The organism is Streptomyces sp. NPDC005070, from assembly GCF_053600395.1.
Genome location: NZ_JBSFZS010000015.1, coordinates 44,312 through 65,784, shown reverse-complemented (window position 1 = coordinate 65,784; position 21,473 = coordinate 44,312). Strand labels below are relative to the sequence as shown.

At 72.0% G+C, this 21,473-nt stretch carries 6 protein-coding genes; 3 read left to right on the top strand and 3 right to left on the bottom strand.

Going from position 1 to position 21,473, the window contains the following annotated elements; genetic code table 11:
• Window positions 1-190: 190 nt before the first annotated feature.
• The 3 genes from ACWEBX_RS07895 to ACWEBX_RS07885 form a co-directional block, all read right to left on the bottom strand.
• The gene (locus tag ACWEBX_RS07895) at window positions 191-1,693 is read right to left on the bottom strand and encodes an FG-GAP repeat protein (RefSeq protein ID WP_451884028.1); all 1,503 of its coding nucleotides are present in this window, start codon (window positions 1,691-1,693) and stop codon (window positions 191-193) included.
• A 741-nt stretch (window positions 1,694-2,434) separates the two neighbouring features.
• The gene (locus ACWEBX_RS07890; RefSeq protein WP_451884027.1) at window positions 2,435-2,773 is read right to left on the bottom strand and encodes a cyclic-phosphate processing receiver domain-containing protein; all 339 of its coding nucleotides are present in this window, start codon (window positions 2,771-2,773) and stop codon (window positions 2,435-2,437) included.
• 124 nt (window positions 2,774-2,897) lie between these two features.
• Window positions 2,898-3,476: a hypothetical protein gene (locus tag ACWEBX_RS07885; protein WP_451884026.1), complete on the bottom strand. Its 579-nt coding sequence runs from the start codon at window positions 3,474-3,476 to the stop codon at window positions 2,898-2,900.
• A 633-nt stretch (window positions 3,477-4,109) separates the two neighbouring features.
• Between ACWEBX_RS07885 and ACWEBX_RS07880 the strand changes: the two genes are divergently transcribed.
• The 3 genes from ACWEBX_RS07880 to ACWEBX_RS07870 all read left to right on the top strand — a co-directional run bounded on the left by ACWEBX_RS07880 (window position 4,110) and on the right by ACWEBX_RS07870 (window position 21,433).
• Window positions 4,110-4,955: a hypothetical protein gene (locus tag ACWEBX_RS07880; protein ID WP_451884025.1), complete on the top strand. Its 846-nt coding sequence runs from the start codon at window positions 4,110-4,112 to the stop codon at window positions 4,953-4,955.
• 562 nt (window positions 4,956-5,517) lie between these two features.
• Window positions 5,518-7,236, top strand: coding sequence for a fatty acyl-AMP ligase (locus tag ACWEBX_RS07875; RefSeq protein WP_451884024.1), 1,719 nt, complete (start codon window positions 5,518-5,520; stop codon window positions 7,234-7,236).
• Window positions 7,237-7,525: 289 nt separating this feature from the next.
• Window positions 7,526-21,433 carry an SDR family NAD(P)-dependent oxidoreductase gene (locus tag ACWEBX_RS07870; RefSeq protein WP_451884023.1) on the top strand — a complete coding sequence of 4,636 codons (13,908 nt, stop codon included), beginning with the start codon at window positions 7,526-7,528 and terminating at the stop codon, window positions 21,431-21,433.
• Window positions 21,434-21,473 lie beyond the last annotated feature (40 nt).

Here is a 21,473-nt window from a genome sequence, read left to right as displayed (position 1 = left end):
TGGGTTCCGGCGCAGGTTCGCCCGGGAGGTGGCGGCTGCCCGGAAGGGCACCGGATTCTTCACGGCCGCGCCCGCGTCCGCTTCCTGACCGACGGGCCGGCGCGTACCTCGCACCGGCCCGTGAGGCTCGTACAGCCTGGTGAGGTCTGAAACGAATCCGCCGAACTCACAGGCTCTCTTGGGTCTTCCCCTACTCGTCGATCGCCGCGCCGAACCGTGCGTCGGCCGCCGGTGCCCCGAGGCGCGCTCCGCCATAGGTCCACGAATCCTTGGCGGTGAGGCCTGATGACGACGCGGGAATGACCCATACGAAACCGTCGCCGGTGTTCTCACCCGGTGCCGCCGCCAGAAGACCGAAGCGGCCGTCATTGTTGGCGTCGATCAGCCGCACCTGGCTGCCCCAGCGGTCCGAGACCTCCGCCGCGCCGGGAACGCCGGAGGAGTTCTGGTCGAAGCTGCGCACGCCCGATGCCGTCAGCCCGCCCGGAGCGCCGCGCAGCGTCCAGACCGCACCCGCGTCGGACACGGAACCCACGTCCTCCCCGGGCGCCCCGACGGCGAGGTCCGGGCGGCCGTCGCCGTCGGTGTCACCGGCGGACAGCTCGGCACCCCATCGGTCGCCGGCCTCGGCCGTGCCGGGGACGCCCGGGGAGTCCTGCGTCCACGTCTGCGCCGGGGTCGGGTCGAGGCCGGAGAGATCGCCCTTGCCCAGATAGACGGAGACGGATCCGCCGACGGCCGAGCCGACGCCTGTGTCACCGATCGCCAGGTCGTCCTGGCCGTCGTGGTTGAAGTCGCTGGAGACGACCGCGGGGCCGCCTTCGAACGCGCCGCCGTCGCCGAGCGCCTCGACGCCGGGAGCGCCGTGGAGCACCTGGGTGGCGCCCACGCCGGGCTGGTCGCCGGTGGTCACACCGGAGATCGCCAGGTCCGCCCAGGAGTCCTCGTTGTAGTTGCCGTGGCTGAGGCTCCGGAACGCGAAGCCGGTGTCCGACGGGCTCACGTCCCGAGCGCGGACCTGCGTGTCCACCGCGCTGAGTTGCCGCGCCGCCGCGCTTGGCGCAGAGGTGAAGAACAGGAGCGTGTCGTTCTCCAGGACGGCGATGCTGTCGCGTGGGTTGGCGTCGGGGTTCGCCGGGTCCGGGGCGAAGTACCGGGCGGCCTCGATGGCCAGACCGAACCTGGCGCCGCCCCGCGGTTGGCCGGTGTCCTCCAGCCAGGTGCTGTCGGACCCGTGCAGGCCGCTCGGCGAGCCCCAGAAGACGACGGCACCGCCCGCGTCGGACAGGCCGGCGAGGTCTTCGCCGGGGATCCCGACGATCGCGTCGTCGTAGCCGTCATTGTTCAGGTCACCGGAGGCCACGGCGCTGCCGAAGCCGTCGCCGGCCTCGGCAGCGCCCGGAACGCCCGAGGTGTTCTGATGGAGGACGCTCTTCTTGGTGGTGCTGAGACCGCTCGACGAGCTGTACTGCACGGAGACGTAGCCGGCGGACTTGGCGCCGCTCACCGTGGCGCCTGGGGCGCCGATCAGCACGTCGTCGAATCCGTTGCCGTCGAAGTCGCAGTTGTGCTGTTGCCAGCCGATGGACGGGAAGGGCGTTACGGCCTGTGCCGCGGGGGCCGCGATCACCGCGCCGCCACCGAGAGCGAAGAGTGCCGCGGCCGTCAGGGCCGCACGGTTGATGTGACGCACAGGAGCGAACCTCCTTGGGTTCCTGGGCTGCCTGCGGCGTCCGGCTCGGCCGAGGCGGAGGGAGTCTGCGGTGCGGGAGGGCAGGATTGACGTCGCGCCCGCCACACGGCGGCTGGAGTCATACGAGTCCCCCTGTCGGACGGCGCGTCGAGAGCTGAGCCTTCTTCCGCTCACCCAGAAGACACCCGAGGTTCGTCCAGGGTTGTAGTCGGTGCGTGGGTGGCTGACCGGGCCCCGGCTCGCGCAGCGGGGTCGGCCCGGAGCGCGCTCAGTCGTTGACGCGCGTGTAAGTGAGGAACACCGCGCCGCTCTTGAGAACGGTGTGGTCTTCGAGGGTCGCGTGGCCGGCGCCTTCAGCACGGTCAACTACGGGGTACGCCCTATCGGCGCCCTCGTCGGCGGCATGCTCGCCACCGTCATCGGACTCCGGACAACCCTGATCACGGCTGCCGCCGGAGGAGCGTTGTCGTTGCTCTGGCTACTCCCGTCGCCGATACCGCGCATTCGTTCTCTGGCTCTCATCGAACCGGTCCTCGCTGACCTCGGCGCCGAGGCAGACAGCCAACCGGCGCCTCGATAGCACGCAGGGGTGCATCCACGGGCGACCTCCTCGACGTCGACGGTGCTGATTTGGGCGGCCCCACCTTCAGCCTCTGATCCGTGGAGCGGTACGGGCGCAGGCGAGCCCGAGAGGGCGGTGTGCGGGCTGCCTCCACTCATGCAGGAGGAACGCTGGGCGTTCTAGGCCGTTGCCCGCTGGACACGGTAGCTCCACCGTGCGAGTGACCGGACGACGGTTTCTGCGCCGATGGGGTTGGCGCTGTGGACGAAGACCGTTCCGATCTGAAAGGGCCGCCCGTTGAAGGCGGCCTCTTCCATGAGGGTCACCACCGGCATGATGGTGTCGTCGCCGCCCAGATCGTGGTCGAGCCACAGCTCGTCGATGTAGCTGTCGCGGTGCTCTTCCAGGAGCTGGATGCCTTCACGGCTGGTGCGGGCGATCCTCGTGCATCCGGGAAGCGGTCGGAGGTCGTCTATCCCGAGGATGACGGGCATCGACGCGGTGGGGGCTTCGCTCATCGGACTATTGTCACAGCAGGTGAGTGGGGCAGGCACGAGGCTTTGAACTCGGGCGGCCTTCGGGTTTCCTTCTCCCGCCAAGGTGGGCCTGAGGCAACGAGCCAACCACGAATCAAGACATCGCCTACGCCTTCGGCACCGACCACTCCGCCGGTTTCTCCGGCGTCGTCGAGGTGTACAGCACCCGCACCGGCCGCTGCTTCCCCGGCACCGCGAACACCGTCTTCCCGCGCACGCATGTGCCCGCCTTCACGGTTGCCATGCGGGGATACTCCGGCCGCGGGAAGTCGTCGTACGTCACGCTGCTCGGCTTGATCCGCGCTCCGTTCGCGTACGCGAGCACCCACGAGTTGCGGGTGACAACGGCGAAGCCGTTCTTCAGACACGCTTTCATCTCGACCACGGCCCACGTGTATCCGGTCGTACCGAACTCCTCGTCGGCCGAGCGCCGAGAGTGGAGCTGCCCCTGCTCGTAGCGGAGCGCGGTCATCGCCATCGTCGCTCCGTCGGTCGTGTAGGCGAACGGCCTGCCGAACGCGCGAGGCCCCTTCGGATCCGTGCTCGGGTCCGCGGAGGTGCTCTTCTCGGCAGCCTGTGTCGTGCCGGACTCGGTGATCGGCTTCGCGGTGTTGCCGCTCCCGGTACAGCCCGTGGCCGCGGCCAGCAGCAGTGCGACGGTGACAGTGACGGTGCTGGTGCGCATGGTCTCCCCAGGTCGTGCGAGCCGAGGGAGGCATCATCGTGTGTGCGTCGCCCGCTTCAGATCCATGTGTTCAACCTGTGACCCGCTCCGAAGGGTGTCCTGTGCGATTCCTCGCTGCGGGTCGGGCCACATGGCCCGGTGCTCACCGCTCTCGACGGGAAGAGCGAACGAACCGTGCACACCCCGATCACGGTGCGGGTGGGCAAGCCCTGCGCGTAGCGGCAGTTGACGTGGACCTCGGACTACCGGGCAGTCCGCCGGCGGCACCGAGAACCCCGCGACGGGCGGCGCGCAGGTCGCCAATCCGGGTGGAAACGGGGCGGCCTCACCCATTCGAACGCCCAGGTGGAGCCGCCCGTCGAGGCGGTGGCTGTGCTCAACCCGTGCAGAATTGACGGGAGTTGTGAAAGGTGACAAGAATACGGCTCGCTTCGCCGTGTCTGAAGAGAGCGAAGCGACGCGAGTGACACAGGCGGCCATGTCTTCGTCGGCCATGTCTCATGGCACCCGCCCATGTCGACCGCTCGCACTCTGCCACCTCCCACACCCTGACCTTCACAGAGGCTCATCTTGTCGCGTTCGCAACAAACAAGAATTCTCACGGCCCTCGCCGCAACCGCCTTCGCCGGTGCCGTGATTCCGCTCGTCGGCGCGGGAACCGCGAGCGCCGCGACGTCCGGGGACTGCCAGTCCGCCACGGTCCAGTACCGGATCGTGGACGCGGACGGAAAGCCCGTCGGCGCCGACTGGTCCTCCCAGGGCGGCTTCCACCAGTGGGACAGCGTTCCCGGAACGGTGGAGGTCCGGCTGGCCCCGGGCCAGAGCGTCGGCGACGGCTGCAAGTACCCCGTCTCCCTCGCCGAATACACCGCCGAGGGGCCGAACTGGTTCGTCTCCGGTCATCAGAGCCTGGTCGACAAGGCGACCGTCTACCTCACGGCCGCGGACGTCGCCGACTCGGCCGACGCGAAGCAGACCTGGCAGAAGCTCGAGGTGCGTGCGCCCGACTGCTACGGCCAGATCGACCTGTACGGCGACGACGTCTCGTACGACGGCAAGACCGGGGAGGGGCACGGCCCTCTGCCCTACCAGCCCGACAATGTCGTGACCCCTTACCACCTGATAGCCGCCTGGAACGGCGGCGAGAAGGCGTGCACCCCCGCGACGCCGGACTCGCCCACCCCGTCGCCGTCCGCTCCGGCCACGCCCGCGACCCCCTCGTCCAGTGAGCCGCCCGCCGACGAGACGACGGAGCCCGCCACCCCCAAGCCGTCCAGCACGCCCACCACCACGCCGGACGTGCCGCCGCTCACCTCGACGCCGCCGGCCACCCCGGCGCCGTCGCCCAGTGGCAGCACGCCGCCGCTGGCCGAGACCGGTGCGAGCGGCCCGATCGGCCCGATCGCGGGGGGTGCGGCCCTGGTGATCGTCGCCGGAGCCGGCGCCGTGGTCATGTCTCGCCGCGCACGTCGCTCCTGACACAGGTATTCGGGGCAACTTCCGCGCCCCAAGGACGCTCCAACGGCTCCGCCCGTACGGCATCGACGCTCACCGGCGTCGGCCCACGGGCGGAGCCGTTCGCGCTGTCGGCCGAACCCGATTCCGGCCGGTGCCGGACTCCCGTGTTCATCCGGTGGGGTGGACGGGGTTCTCGAACGTTGTTCGGAGTGCGTGATGCGGCACACATCTTCCGACGGTGTATCCCGCGTACCAGCGACTTCGCTCGGTTCATGCCCCGTGACCGACCGTCAGGTCGTCCAATTGCGTCATTAGTACCGGGAGTTACATCTGGGGAGTCGATCTGGCTTGCTAGGGTGTTACTCGTTGGTAGCAATCCGTAGGGGGCTTCGGGGAGTCGGCGCGAGTGTCGCCGTCACTTCCCGGGCGGATTCGGCCGAGACGGACGTTCTGGCAAGGGGGCCAGGCGGACGCGGCATCTGCGCGTATGTATGACGCGGCCCTCGAACTCCAGTCTTTTCGCTCACTCATCCGAACAGGTGAGACTCCTCTTATGGTTCGTTCCCTGGTCGATCTTCTAACCATGCACGCTTCCCGGCAACCCGACCGGACCGCGTACCGGTACCTCGTCACGGGCGACTGTGACGGAGAGATCCAGGACATCTCCTACGGGCGGCTTGCCGAGCGGTCCCGCGCCATCGCCGCCTGGCTGCAGGAGCGCGGCCTGGCCGGCTCCCGCGCCATGCTGCTGTATCCGCCCGGCATCGAGTTCATCAGCGGTTATCTCGGCTGTCTTTCGGCCGGGGTCGTCGCAGTACCCGGCCTGCCGCCGCACGGGCGTTCGCAGAACCATCGCGCCCTGCTCCGGATGAAGCGCCTGATCGCCGACGCGGACGCCAAGGTGATCCTGGGCGGTCGCGAGGTGATCGCGGCTCTCGCCTCCATGTCGGAACACCTGCCCGAACTTGCCGAGATCACCTGCGTCGCCACCGAGGACATCCCCGACGAGGCGGCCGGCTCCTGGCATGAACCCGACCTCACCGCCGATTCGGTCGCCTTCCTCCAGTACACCTCCGGATCCACCTCCGCCCCGCGCGGGGTGATGGTGACCCATGGGAATCTGCTCGACAACGAGCGTGTCATCACCGAACGGATGGGCCACACTCCGGATGTGATCGAAGAGTACGACCATGAACTCTTCGTGAGCTGGCTGCCCGTCTACCACGACATGGGTCTCATCGGCCCGGTCCTGAACGCGGCCTACCTCGGCGTGACCGCCACGCTCTTCTCCCCGCTGCACTTCCTGCAGCGGCCCGAGCGCTGGCTGACCGCCGTCAGCCGGTACCGTCCGCACACCAGCGGCGGCCCCAACTTCGCCTACGAGTTGTGCCTGAAGCACGCCACGCCGGATCTCGTCGAAGGCCTCGACCTGAGCCGGTGGAGGGTCGCCTTCAACGGTGCGGAACCGGTGCGGGCCGCGACCCTGCGACGGTTCACCGAGACCTTCGGTGCCGCCGGCTTCCGCCGTGAGGCCCTGTATCCGTGCTACGGCCTGGCCGAGGCCACGCTGATCGTCACCGGCAGCTCGGTGCAGGCCCCGCCCACACTCGCCCCCGCCACTGCCCTTGATGAGGTCGGGCCGCGGGTCAGCGCCCTGGAATCCAGGTCGATGGACGCGGCAGCGGTCGGCTCGGGCCGGGCCGGCCCCGGCATCACCGTGGTGATCGCCGATCCCGAACGTCAGGAGGAACTCCCCGAGGGCGAGGTCGGCGAGATCTGGGTGTCGGGCGCGAGTGTCGCCAAGGGCTACTGGCGCAACGCACTCGCCACCCGGCAGACCTTCCGGGCCACGCTCGAGGGCTACGAGGGCCGGTTCCTGCGCACCGGCGACCTCGGATTCCTGCGGGACGGCGAACTCTTCGTCACCGGGCGACTCAAGGACCTGATCGTCATCGAAGGACGCAACCACTACCCCCAGGACCTGGAACTGTCCGCCGAGATGTCCCACTGGGCGCTACGGCCCGGCTGCACCGCCGCCTTCTCCGTGGACGGCGGAGGAGAAGGAGAGCAGCCCGTCGTCGTCGCCGAGACGGCACCCGAGGCGGTGGGCGAGTCCGAGAAGATCATCGATCTGATCCGCGGCGCGATCAGCGAGGCACACGGCCTGCCGGTCCGTGACGTCGTGCTCGTCCACCCCGGCACCATCCCCAAGACGTCGAGCGGGAAGATCCAGCGCCGTGCCACCCGGGCCGGGTATCTCGACGGCACCCTCTCCCTGGTCGGCGGGCCCACGACGAGTTGACCTCCCCCTCCGGCGGCGCGCGTGCGCGCTGTCGGAGGCTCAAGGGGGGCCTCTGGTAGGCCAGTTCCACAGCCGTCAGCCGTCAGCCGTCAGCCCTCAGCCCTCAGCGGTCGGACATCGGCCGTCAGCGGTCGGCGGTCGGCCTCAGCCGTCCGCTGCCGCCCCCGCGCATGCCGCCGTGCGTCGCGCGCTGTGCGTCGGCGCCATCAGTCGTACGCCGCTGTCCGCGCCCGCCGCGTCAGCCGTACGGAATCCACCTGAGCCCAAGTTCACGAGGACACCAGCACAGATGCCTGCGAACGAGTCCCCGAAGCGGTACCCCGAGATGTCCCCGACGACCTCCGAGGGCGTACGGGCCTGGTTGACGTCCGCCGTCGCGGAAGCGGCCGGGCTTGCCCCGTCGGCCGTCGCACCGGAGCGCCCGATCGCCGAATTCGGTCTGGGGTCCGTGCAGTTGGTGAGGCTGGTCGCCGGTCTGTCCGAGTGGACCGGGCGGCCCCTCGATCCGTCCGTCGTCTTCGACCACCCCACGATCGCGGGGATCGCCGAAGCCGTCTTCGACGAACGGTCCCCGGGCACGGCCGATCCGCTTCCGGCGTCGGCCTCCGTGCCGGTCGACCCGTCCGTGCGGAGCGGCGACGACATCGCGATCATCTCTATGGCCTGCCGGTTCCCCGGCGGAGCCGACGACCCGGAGGCCCTGTGGCGCCTGCTCGCCGCGGGTGAGGACGCCGTGGGCGAGGTGCCCGCGGGCCGTTGGGACACGCACGGGCTCCACGACCCCGACCCGGACGCCTCCGGCAAGGCGTACACGCTGCGCGGCGGCTTCCTGACCGGCATCGACCGCTTCGACGCGGCCTTCTTCGGGATCTCGCCGCGCGAGGCCACGGCCATGGACCCGCAGCAACGACTGCTGCTGCAGACCGGCTGGGAGGCGATCGAACGCGCGGGGATCGTCCCGGAGACGCTGAACGGCAGCCGTACGGGCGTCTACGTCGGCCTGTACGACAGCGGATACCTCGCCTCGGCCTCGCTGGACCGGCTCGACGGGCACGTCGGCACGGGCTCGGCGGCCAGCGTGGCGTCCGGGCGCATCGCGTACAGCCTCGGACTCCAGGGGCCGGCTGTCACGGTCGACACCGCCTGCTCCTCCTCTCTCGTGTCCCTGCACCTCGCGGCCCGGGCGCTGGCGGGCGGTGAGTGCGACCTCGCGCTGGCCGGTGGTGCGACGGTTCTCGTGACACCGCGCGGGCATGTCGAGTTCAGCAGGCTGCGCGGGCTGTCGCCGTCCGGGCGGTGCAGCCCGTTCTCCGCCGACGCGGACGGCGTGGTGTGGGCCGAGGGCTGCGGACTGGTGCTCCTCAAGCGGCTCGCGGACGCACGCCGGGACGGCGACCGGGTCCTCGCGGTCGTCAAGGGGTCGGCGATCAACCAGGACGGCCGCAGCCAGGGCCTGAGCGCGCCCAGCGGTCCCGCGCAGGAACGGGTGCTGCGCGCCGCCCTCGACGACGCCGGGCTCCGGCCGGAGGACCTGGACTACGTCGAGGCGCACGGCACGGGCACACGGCTCGGCGACCCCATCGAGGGACGGGCGCTCGCAGCGGTCTTCGGACCGGGACGCCCGGCCGACCGGCCTCTGAGTGTCGGCTCCCTGAAGTCCAACATCGGTCACACACAGGCTGCGGCGGGCATCGGCGGCGTCATCAAAACGGTCCTGGCCCTCGGCCACGACCGCATCCCGGCGTCCCTGAACGCGGAGAGCCCGACCGAGCACGTCGACTGGGCGGACAGTGGGCTGCGGGTGCACAGCCACGCCGAGGCGTGGCCACGGCACGCCGACCGCGTACGGCGGGCCGGGGTGAGCGCGTTCGGGATCAGCGGCACCAACGCCCATGTGGTGCTGGAGGAATCCCCGGAGGACCTGACCCGACCGGCCGCGCAGCCGACCCCGGCAACCGGTCCGACGCCGGGTGCGGAGCCGAAGTTGACGACCACTCAGGCGCCGATCGTGAATCCCACGCTCTTCCCCCTGTCCGCCCGTACCCTTCCGGCCCTCCGGGGGCAGGCGGCCCGCCTGCTCGACGCGCTCGCCGCGCAACCGAGACCCGAACTGCTCGCTGTGGCCGGAACGCTGACCCACCACCGCACCCACTTCGAGCATCGTGCCGTCGTCCGTGCGGCCGACCACGACGACCTGCTCACCGCGCTCCGCGGCCTCGCCGAGGGGGCTCCGGACCCCGACCTGGTCGTGGGCCCGCAAGAGACCCTGCCGCCGGGCAAGTTGGCGTTCGTCTTCCCAGGCCAGGGCGCCCAGTGGTCCGGTATGGCCCGCGAACTCCTCGACCGCTCACCGGTGTTCGCCGACGAACTCGACCGCTGTGACGCCGCACTGCGTCCCTTCACCACCTGGTCGGTGGCCGCCGTCCTGCGCGGCGACGACGGCGCTCCCTCCCTCGAACGGGTGGACGTCGTCCAGCCCGTTCTCTTCGCCGTGATGGTCTCCCTGGCCGCGGTGTGGCGGGCCCGCGGCGTCCGTCCGGACGCGGTCATCGGACACAGCCAGGGCGAGGTCGCCGCGGCCTGCGTCGCCGGGGCGCTGAGCCTCAACGACGCCGCCGCGGTGGTCGCCCTGCGCAGCCAGGCCCTGCGGGAGGTGTCCGGCACCGGCACCATGGCCGTCGTCGCCCTGCCGCACGGCGAGGTCGAGGCGCGCCTCGCCGACCTCGGTGGCCGGGTCTCCGTGGCCGCCGTGAACAGCGGCCGCTCGACGGTGATCGCCGGTGACGTGGAACCCCTCGACGCCCTGCTCGCCGACCTCGACCGTGAGCAGGTTTTCGTCCGCCGCCTCGACGTCGACTACGCCTCCCACAGTCCCCGGGTCGAGCCACTGCGCGCGACGATCCTCGACGAACTCGACGGCGTCACCACCTCCCCGACCACGGTCGCCTGGTATTCCACGGTCACCGGTGAGCCGGTCACCCAGGAACTGGAGGCCGACTACTGGTACACGAACCTGCGTGAACCCGTGCGCTTCGCGCCCGCCGTGGAACGCATGGCGGCCGACGGCTACCGCCACTTCGTCGAACTCAGCCCCCATCCCTCCCTCGTCACCGCCGTGCGCACGGTCGCCGAGGCGCACGGCCACGAGGACCTGGTCGCCGTCGGGTCACTGCGCCGCGACGAGGACGGGCCCGCCTGTCTGGACCGGGCCGCCGCTGAACTCCACGTCCACGGACGGCGGATCGACTGGCGCCGCGTCGCTCCCGACGCGGAAGTGACCGAACTGCCCACGTACGCCTGGGATCTCCACTCCTATTGGATCGAGTCCGAACCCGGGTCCGGCGCTGTGACCTCCGGCCTCTTCGACCGTGCCGCGCACCCGTTGCTGGGCGTTCATCTGCAGTCGGCGGACGAGACCCGCTGGACCTTCCGCAACGAATGGTCCCCGGCCACGGCCGACTGGCTGCCCGACCACACCGTGTTCGGGCGGACCGTGGTGTCGGGCACGACCATGATGGAGCTGTGCCGCGCCGCGCTCGCCGTGGCCTGCCCGGGCGATCCCGGCGACGTGACGGATCTGCTCCTGCTCGCGCCCCTCGTACTGCCCAGGACCGGCACGGTCGAGGTGTCCGTCGAAGTCGTCACCGCGGGCGCCGCGCCGGAGGTCACCGTGTACAGCCGCCCGCGTGGCGGCGACGCCCCGGGCTGGACTCTTCACGCCACCGCCTCGGCGTCCGCCCCAGCCCCGGTGACGGGAGACGGGCCACCGGTTTGGCCGGAGGCCGCCGAGTCCGTCTGGAGCGCGGAGACGTACGAACGGCTGGCCGCCCTCGGTCTCGGTTACGGCCCCTCCTTCCAGGGCGTCCGGTCGGCGGTCGCGACCACCGACGACGGCGAGCTGCTGGCCCGGCTGTCGCTGCCCGCCGCGGTCCGAGGTACGACAGATCCCTACCCCGTCCACCCGGCACTGCTGGATGCCGCACTGCACGTGGCCGCAGCGCTGGACACGTCCGACGAGCGGGTGCTGCTGCCGGTCGCGGTGGGCCGCTGCGTCCTGCCGCCCGGCGGCGCGGGCGACCTCACGGCGCTGGTACGGCGGACGGGCGGCTCGGCGACGGACCGCACCCTCGACGTGACCCTGTGGGACGCCGACGGCCTCCCGGCGGGCCGACTGGAGGACGTACGACTGCGGGCCGCTGACCGGGCGGACCTGAACGGCGTCTCGGAGAACGGCCGTCACCTGTACGAAGTGGCGTGGACGGCCCCGACCGAACAGCCCGCGGCGGAACAGCGTGCCTCGTGGTCCGTCCACGGTGACCGCTCGGACCCGGACGTCGCGGCCACCCTGCGGGGCCTGGCGACGGCAGGCGTCCAGGTGCGCGAAACGGGCGCGGACATCGTCGTACGCTTCTGGCCGCGTCCAGCACTCGATGCCGAACCGGCCGTCGCTGCACATGAGTTGGCCGCTCTGGCGCTGGCCGAGCTGCACGACCTGATCGCTCTCGCGGAGGACCGGCTGCCCGCCCGTACCCTCTGGGTGACCCGGGGTGCGGTCGCGGCCGATGCCAGGGACACGGTGCCCGGCCTGGCCCAATCGGTGCTGTGGGGTCTCGCCCGCAGTGCGCGCGCCGAACATCCGCACCTCGGGCTGACCCTGCTGGACCTTGGCCGCGGGGGCCTCCATGCCGCGGACGCTCTGACGGCAGCCGTCCTCCACACCGGCGAGCCCGAACTCGCCCTCAGAGACGGTTCCTTGCTCGTACCGAGGCTCGTGCGGGCCCGTCCGTCCGACGCGCCGCGCATCCCGGCCGTCCTCGGCCGCGACGTCCTGGCGCCCACCGACGGCACCGTGCTGATCACCGGCGGACTCGGGGCCGTGGGCCGGCACATCGCCCGGCTCCTCGCCGAACGCGGTGTCCCCCGGCTGGTTCTGACCTCGCGTCGAGGGCCGTCGGACCCGCGTGCCGCCGAGGTCACCGCCGAACTGGCCTCGCTCGGAACCGAGGCCGAGATCGCGGAGTGCGATGTCGCGGACGCGGCCGCCCTGGCCGGCGTACTCGCCCGGATCGGCGACGCGTCGCCGTTGCGCGGTGTCGTCCATTGCGCCGGAATCCTGGACGACGGGGTGGTCGCCGAGCTGACGCCCGAACGCCTCGCCCGGGTGCTGCGCCCCAAGGTGGACGGTGCCGCCCATCTGCACCGGCTCACCGCGGACACACCGCTCGACCTGTTCCTGCTGATCTCCTCGGCCGCCGGCGTACTCGGCAACCCGGGCCAGGGCAACTACGCGGCGGCCAACGTCTTCCTGGACCAACTGGCACACCACCGGCGGGGCTTGGGCCTCCCCGCCGTCTCGGTCTCCTTCGGCGCCTGGGCGGGCGAGGGTCTGGCCGCGGACAACGCCGACCTCGACCGCATGGCCCGGCTGGGCCACCGCGCCCTCACCCCCGACCAGGGCCGCGAACTCGTGGAACTCGCCCTGCACCGGGGCGCACCGCACCTGATCGCCTCCGCCCTGGACCTGCCCCGCCTGCGCACGACCACGGCCGCCATGGACGACGGTTCGGCGGCCCTGTGGCGCTCGCTGCTGCCCGCGCGCCGCACCGGTCAGGAGGCCGGCGTCGGTCTGGCCGAACGGCTCGCCCGGCTCCCCGAGGCCGACCGCGCCGCACGTGTCCTGGCCCTGGTCCGCGAGGAGGCGTCCCGGGCCCTCGGCCTGCCCTCGGTGGAGTCCGTCCGCCCCGATCAGCCACTGCGCGAACTCGGCATGGACTCGGTGACGGCGGTCGAGCTCCGCAACCGCATCGGCACCAGGATCGGCGCCCGGCTCCCCGCGACCCTGCTCTTCGACCATCCCACCGCGGCCCGTCTCTCCGCACACCTGCTGGCCACCGCTCTGGGCACGGACGGCCGCACCACGCGACGCGGGGCAGCCGAGCCGCGGTCCCACCGCACCACGTCGGCGACGTCGGACGAGCCGCTGGCCCTGGTGGCCATGGCCTGCCGTCTGCCCGGCGGCGTGAGCGACCCCGAGGGACTCTGGCGTCTCGTCGCCGAGGGCCGCGACGCGGTGGGTCCGTTCCCGGCGGACCGCTGGGACATGGAGTCGCTGTACGACCCCGACCCGGAGGCCCTGGGCACGTCGTACGCACGAGAGGGCGGCTTCCTCGACGACCTGGAGTCTTTCGACGCGGGCTTCTTCGGCATCACGCCGAAGGAGGCGGCGGCCATGGACCCGCAGCAGCGCATGCTGCTGGAGACGGCATGGGAGGCACTGGAACGCGCCGGCATCGTCCCGGCCGAGCTGTCGGGCACCAGCACCGGCGTGTACGTGGGCATGTTCGGCAGCGACTACCTCGCGGGCACCCGGCTGGACGAACTGGACGGCTACGTCGGCACCGGGTCGGCGGCGAGCGTGGCCTCGGGCCGGCTCGCGTACACGCTGGGCCTGAACGGACCGGCGCTGACGGTGGACACCGCGTGCTCGTCGTCCCTGGTGGCGGTGCATCTCGCGGCGCAGGCGCTGCGGTCGGGCGAGTGCGACCTGGCGCTCGCCGGCGGGGTGACGCTGATGGTGACGCCGGGGACCTTCGTCGAGTTCAGCCGTCTGCGGGGACTGTCCCCGACCGGGCGGTGCCGCTCCTTCTCCGACGACGCCGACGGTGCCATCTGGGCGGAGGGCGCCGGCATGGTCGTACTGAAACGACTTTCCGACGCTCGGCGCGACGGCGACGAGGTACTGGCCGTGCTGCGCGGTACGGCCGTGAACCAGGACGGCCGCAGCCAGGGCCTGTCGGCGCCGAACGGCCCGGCCCAGGAACAGGTGATCCGGCGGGCCCTGGAGCTGTCCGGTCTCGACCCCGCCGACATCGACTACGTCGAGGCGCACGGGACCGGCACCACGCTCGGCGACCCGATCGAGGCGAACGCCCTCGCCGAGGTCTTCGGCACCTCACGTCCCGAGGGCCGCCCGCTGCATCTCGGCTCGCTCAAGTCCAACATCGGTCACGCGCAGGCTGCTTCGGGTGTGGCCGGTCTGATCAAGGTCGTACAGTCCCTGCGCCACCAGTCCCTGCCGCGCACGCTGCACGCCGGCACACCCAGTCGCCATGTCGACTGGGACGACAGCGGGTTGAACCTGCTGCGGGAGACGGTCACCTGGCCCGCCTCGGGCGGACGCGTGCGGAGGGCCGGTGTGAGCGCCTTCGGGATCAGCGGGACCAACGCGCACCTGATCGTGGAGGAGGCCGAGTCCTCCGTCGCGCCGCCGGAAAACGAAACGACCCCGGGTGCACGGCTGTTCCTGCTGTCCGGGCGTGGCGAGGCCGCCGTGCGGGGGCAGGCCGCACGACTGGCCCGGCACCTGGACGAGCACGTCGACCTGCCCGGCATCGCCCACTCCCTGGCCCGACACCGCAGCCACTTCGAACACCGGGCGGCGATCGTGACCGGGGACCGGGACGAACTGCGTTCCCGGCTCCTCGCATTGGCCACCGGACGCACACCACTGGTCCCGCCCCGCGTGGATCCCACGGGCAAGGTGGCCTTCGTCTTCGCCGGACACGGCGGACAACGGCCGGGCATGGGAATGGAGTTGGCGGCAGAGTCATCGGCGTTCCGTGAGGAGCTGGCCCGAATCGACGACGCGGTGCGCCGTCAGGTCGGCTGGTCGGTCCTCGACGTGCTGCGCGCTCCGGAGGAGTTCGCCCCCCTCGACCGCACCGAGTACCTGCAACCCGTGCTGTTCGCGGTCAACGCGGCCCTCTCCGCCGCCTGGCGTGCGCTCGGTGTCCGCCCGGACGCCGTGACCGGGCACAGCCTCGGCGAGATCGCCGCCGCGTACAGCGCGGGCTCTCTGGCTCTGGACGACGCCGTGTCCGTGGTGACCGGGCGCGCCCGAGCGGTCGCCCCGCTGGTCGCCCAGGGCGGCATGCTGTCCCTTGAGCTGCCGCGCGCGGAGACCGAGACGGTGCTCGCGCCCTACTCCGGCCGGCTGTTCGTGGCGGCGGTCAACAGCGGGCATTCCACGGCCGTCTCCGGTGACACCGAGGCTCTGGCCGAACTGCGCGCGCACCTCGAAGCGCGGGACATCCCGGTACGACGGCTGTCGACGCCGTTCGCCTCCCACACCCCCTTGATGGACCCGGTTCGCGGGGACCTGCTGAACCACCTCGCCGGCATCCGAGGCACACGGACGCCGACCCCGCTCTACTCGACGGTGCTGGCCGAACCGGTGCCCGGCGACCGGCTGGACGCCGACCACTGGTACGCGAACCTGGCACGGCCCGTCCGCTTCGCCGACACGATCCGGCGGATGCTGGACGACGGCTACCGCTACTTCGTCGAACTGAGCCCGCATCCCACGCTCACCGCGTCGATCGAAGCGGTGGCGGCCGAGGCGGGGATCGACGCGGTCACGGTCGGCTCGCTGAGCCGTGAACGGGAGGGACGGGGCGTACTGCTGGGCCGGCTGGGGGAGTTGTACGAGGCCGGACACGCCCCCGAATGGCCCGTGCTGTTCCCCCAGGGCCGCCGGGTCGACCTGCCCACGTACGCCTTCGCCCGCGAACGCCACTGGCGCGCGCCCGTCCTGGCCTCCCGGACCGCCGGTGGATCCCCGTTGCTCGGCACGCATGTCGAGGCCAGCGACAAACCCGGCCGGCACATCTTCCAGAGCGACATCGACCTGCGCGACAGCCGCTTCGCCTACCTCACCGACCACCGGGTCACCGGCGAGGTCTGGATGCCCGGCGCCGCCTTCCTCGATCTGGCGCTCGAGGCCGCGTCCGCGGTGGGGGAGAGCGGCCAGGTACGACTGGCCGACGTGAGGTTCGTGCGGCCCCTGGCTCTCGACGCGCAGAGGCCCGTACGGCTGCAACTGGTACTGCAGCCTGCCGGGGACGACAGCTCACGGGACTTCACCATCTCCTCCGCGGCCACGGGGGAGCCGCGCGCGGCCTGGGAACGGCATGTCACCGGGCGAGTCATCGACGGCGCCGCCGAACCGACGGAGGTCGCACCTGACTCCGGTGAGGAACCGGCCGTGCTGCGCGACCGGTGCGAGGAGGAAGCCGACCTGCCCGCCGTCTATGCGGGACTCACGGGCCTCGGCATCGAGTACGGCCCCGCCTTCCGGCTCCTGGAGCAGGGCCGGCGAACGGACACCGCGGCGGTCGGCCGACTCACCCGGCAGCCCGCCGCCGGTCATCTGCTGCATCCCGCGGTCCTCGACGCCGCCTTCCACACCGCGGCCCTGCCTGCCCACGCGCCCGCGGGCCGGGCCTTCGTGCCCGCCGGTGTCGGACGGCTGCGCCACACCGGCCTGCGCTCCGCGCCCGCGTGGGCGACCTGCCGACTGCGCTCCGTGGACGGCGACACCGCTCTCCTGGACGTGCGGCTCTGGGACGAGAGGGAGCAACTCGTTTTGGAGGCACTGGAGTTCGAACTCACCGCGCTCTCACCGTTGGACGGCGCGCTCTTCGAGACACGCTGGCAGCCGCGCCCGGCAGCACAGGACGGGCCTGTCGACGGCCGCTGGCTCGTCCTCGCCGACGGGACCGGAGTGGCCGACGCACTCGCGGCGCGGCTGGCCGCCGCCGACGTGCCCCATGTGATCGCGCGAAGAGGCGCGGTGTTCGGAGCCGAGAGCCTCGATCGCTATGTCCTCGATCCCGCGGATCCGGAGCAGTTGACCCGTCTGTTCGACGAGTCCTTCCCTGACGGGCCCCCTGCGCGGGTCGTCCAGCTCTCGGCACTCGACGCCCCGGCCGTCACCGACGCCGCCACGGCCGAAGAGGCCGCGCGGTGCTGCACCCTGAGCACCCTGCACCTCGTACGGGCGCTCGCCGACCGGCCCCGGAGCCGCGCCCCGCGCCTGTTCGTGGTCGTGCGGGGCAGCCAGGCCGCCGGTGACAGCACGCAGGTGACGCACCCTCAGCAGGCCCTCGCCTGGGGCTTCGGACTCTCGGTGGCCCAGGAGTACCCGGAGCTGTCGACCACGCTGGTCGACCTACCGGCCACGAACGGCGACGACGCCCTGTGGACGCAGCTCCGGCACGCGGACGACGAACGCCTCGTCGCGCTGCGGGAATCGGGCCGACTGGTGCCACGACTGGCCCGCACCCGCCCGGACGACAGCGGTCACGACGGCGTCAGCGCCGACGCCACGCACGACGGGATCAGCGTCGACGGCGTGCACCTGATCACGGGCGGTCTGGGCGGCCTCGGCCGCGTGGTCGCCGAGCGGCTGGTCCGCAGGGGCGCCCGCCGACTTGCCCTGCTCAGCCGGGGCGGACCCGACGCGGCCACGCGGAGCTGGATCGAAGAGATCCAGGCACGCGGTGTCACCGTCCACCTCGCCCGTGCCGACGTCGCCGACCGCGCCGCGCTGACGGCCGCCCTGGACACCGTACGACGCGAGGCCGGACCCATCGCCACCGTCGTTCACGCGGCGGGCGTCCTCGACGACGCCACGGTGGCGAACCTGACCGACGAACGCGTCCTGCGCGTGCTCGCCCCCAAGGTCCTGGGCACCACCCTGCTCACCGAACTGGCGCCGGAGGCTGAGAGGTTCGTCCTCTTCGCCTCGGCGGCCGGCGTCCTCGGCTCGGCCGGCCAGAGCCCGTACGCCGCGGCGAACGCCTACCTCGACGCCTGGGCACACCACCTCTCCCGCAGCGGCCGCCGCGCGCTGAGCCTGGACTGGGGCGCCTGGGCGGAGGTCGGCATGGTCGCCGGTTCCGGCACCCGGGCCGCAGAGACCAGCCGTTCGGGTCTGGTCGCCTTCACCCCGGCGGAAGGCGGCGACCTGTTCGAGCGGGTGCTCGCCACCTCCCGCCGCCAGCTCGCCCCCCTCGCCCTGGACCTGGCGGCACTGGAGCTCGACCCGGACGCGGCACGCACCCGCCCGATCCTGGCTGACCTGATCACCGTCGCCACGGGCCCCGCGAGCACGGACGGCCTCGTCGCCCTGGTGTTCGCGGCGACGACGGACCGGGACCGCGCCGCACGGCTCGAAGCGTATGTACGGGTCAAGGTCGGCCAGGTCTCCGGCGGTACCGTGGAGGTGTCCGCGACCACGGCCCTCAAGGAACTGGGCCTGGACTCCCTCATGTTGGTCCGGCTGCGCAACGCCTTCACCCGCGAGCTGGGCGCCGAACTCCCGGCCGCCGCCGTCTTCTCGGCGTCCGACATCCGGGGCCTAGCGCGGGCCCTGGGCGAGGTACTGCCCGAACGCGACACCGCTCCACGAAACGAGGAGCCACAGCCCGACGTCACCTCCGAGGTGCCCCAGAGCGAACTGCGGCCCGCGACCCGTGACGTCGTACGGCTGTTGCGCAGCGCCCAGCCGGGCATGCCGCACGCGGCACACGCCGTCGGCCTGGCCGTCCGGCTCACCGCACCCACCACCCGCGAGGCGCTCACCGACATCGTCACCAGGCTCGCCGGGCGCCACGCGGCCCTGCGCACGGCGATCGACGGCGGTGACGGACGGAGCCGACAGCTCCGTGTGGAGCGGGAGTCGACCGATCCGCTGCTGCGCTGGACGGACCTGCCTGCCGATGCCGAACTGGACGCCGACGCACGGCTGTCCCGACTGCTGGAGACTCCGTTCGACCTCGCGAGAGCGTCCTTGTGGCGGTTCGAACTGTTCGACGCCGGCACGCGAGGCCAGACCCTGCTGTTCGGCGCGCACCACGCGGTGAGCGATCTGCAGTCGCTCCTGCTCGTGGCGGGGGAGATCGACGCCGAACTCTCCGGAACCTCGCTCGGCGACGCCGTCACCAACCGTGACATCGACCTGCTCATCGAGGCCCAGCGAGGCGGTGACGGCTCCGGCGCCGACACCGATTGGCGCGAGGCCTTCCACGGCAGCGAGCGGCTCGACCTGACGCTCGCCCGGCCCCGCCCGGCGGCGCGTTCGTACCGGGCCGGGAGCGTGACCGTCACGATCCCCGACGGGCTGATGAAGCGGGTGTCGGCGGCCGCGAGCGCGCTCGCTGTCACCCCCGCCGCCTTCTGTCTCGGCACCCTGACCGTACTGCTGGCCAGGATGCGTGAACGGGAGCGCTTCGTGCTCGCCGTGCCCGTCGACACGCGCATCCACGCCGACGCGTACGACGCGGTGGGCTTCTTCGGCGTACCGGTGCCGTTCCCGGCACAGGCGGGCGCGGGGGAGCGGATCGAGGAGGTACTGCGTCGCACGGACGCGCGCCTGGACCGGGTCCTCGCGAAGGGCGCCATGTTCTCGGACGTGCTGGCGACCCTGGCCAGGCAGGGACTGCACCGGGCGAACGCCCCGCTCGTAGAGGTGTACTTCAACTACGTACGTTCCTCGGCGGCCCACCTCCGCCGACTGGAGGTGCTCCCGGCCGGAACGGGATACTCCGACCTCGACCTCATGGTCACGATGACGCCGGACGCCGGCCGCCTCCGCCTCGACCACAATCTCGACATCCTGGACGCGACGACCACCACCGAGCTGGCGCAGGAATACCTGCGGTTGCTCGCGGTGACGGCCGACGACCCGACGGCGGCGGTCCGTGCGACCGCAACCCCGGTCGAGCGACAGCCCGTTGCTCACCCGCGCAGCTCGCTCGCCCTCGCCGCCACCTTCGCGCTCGGCAACCTGCCGCTGCTGTGCGAGGCGGCGATGGAGGAGGACGCCCGGGGAAGAGCGGGGGAGCGGGGGCGGGACGAGGGTCCGACGGTGGCGGAAGCGCCGTACCACCAGGTGCTCGCCGCTTTGCGCGATCCCTCGGGTGTCTTCGCCGATCCGACGGCAGCGGTGGGTGTGGTGCTGCTGCGGGCCGTGGACCTGGAACGGTTCGGCCCGGTCACCGACGCCGTCCTGGCCGAACTGCGCACCGCCTACCCGGCCGCGCTGCGGGCCCTGTCCGAGCGGACCCGCAGACCACTGATTGTCGGCATCCTGCCCTCGGCGCGGCACGACGACCGCTTCGCGCGATGGGAGAACGACCTCGCCGCCGAGCTGGCCGAGGCGACCGGCATCGCGGTACTCGGCCCGGACGACTGGACGGGCCGACACGGCCTCGCGGAGTGCTTCGACGGACGGACCGAGCGGCTCGCTCATCTCCCGTTCACCCCGCGATTCCAGGCGGCGGTGGCCCTGAGACTGGCCCAAGTAGTGCGAGCGGTCCTGCGTCCGGCGCCGAAGGTGATCGCGGTGGACGGGGACGAGACCCTGTGGGGCGGGGTCGCCGGGGAGATCGGCCCCGAGTCGGTGGATCTCACGGGCCCGCGCGCTCAGTTGGCACGCACGCTGCTGCGGTGGCGTTCCTCGGGCGCGCTGCTGGCCCTGGTCAGCAACAACGACGAGGACACCGTACGAGCCGTCCTGGACCGTCCGGACAGCACGCTGAAGGCGGAACACTTCAGCGCGCTGTCCGCCGGCTGGGGCCCCAAGCCCGGCCGGCTCACGGAGGCGGCCCGCACCCTCAACCTGGGGCTGGACAGCTTCCTGTTCCTCGACGACAACCCCGTCGAGATCGAGGGAGTGCGCTCGGTGCTGCCCGAGGTGCTGTCGGTGACCTGCCCCCCGGCGGCCGAACTGGACGACTTCCTGCGCCGGTTGTGGCCGCTCGTCCCGGCGGCGGCGACGGCCGAGGACGAGCTGCGGGCCGGGTTCTACGCGCAGGAGCGGGAGCGGGACGCGGTGCGCGAGCAGGCCGGGTTCGAGGAGTTCCTCGCCCAGTTGGAGCTGGAGGTCGACATCCGGGCCTTGTCCGACGCCGACGTCGAGCGGGCCGAACAACTCGTACGCCGCACCAATCAGTTCACTCTCCATCCCCGTTCCGCCGACGGTGGCGATCTCGCGCGGTGGCGGGAGCAGGGTGAGGTCTGGACGGCCGCGGCACGGGACCGCTTCGGCGACTACGGCCAGATCGGCCTGCTCGCCGTGCGCGCGGACGGCGATCAACTCGACGTTCTCGCCTGGAAGCTGAGCTGCCGCGCACTCGGCCGGGGCGTCGAGGAACGGCTGTTGTGTCGGCTGGCCGACCACGCCGACCGGCTGGGCTGCGCGAAAGTCCGGCTGACGGCCGAGCGCACCGACCGCAACGTACCGGCACGGCGTCTGCTGGCCGCGCTCGGTGGCGGCGACCAGGACGACGAGCGACTGGAGGCCGTGGTGACGCCGGAACAACTGCGGGCCTTCCGCTCCTGGCGCCGGCAGTGAGCGGGTGGGCGCTCCGGCGGGCGCAGGCAGTGCGGACATG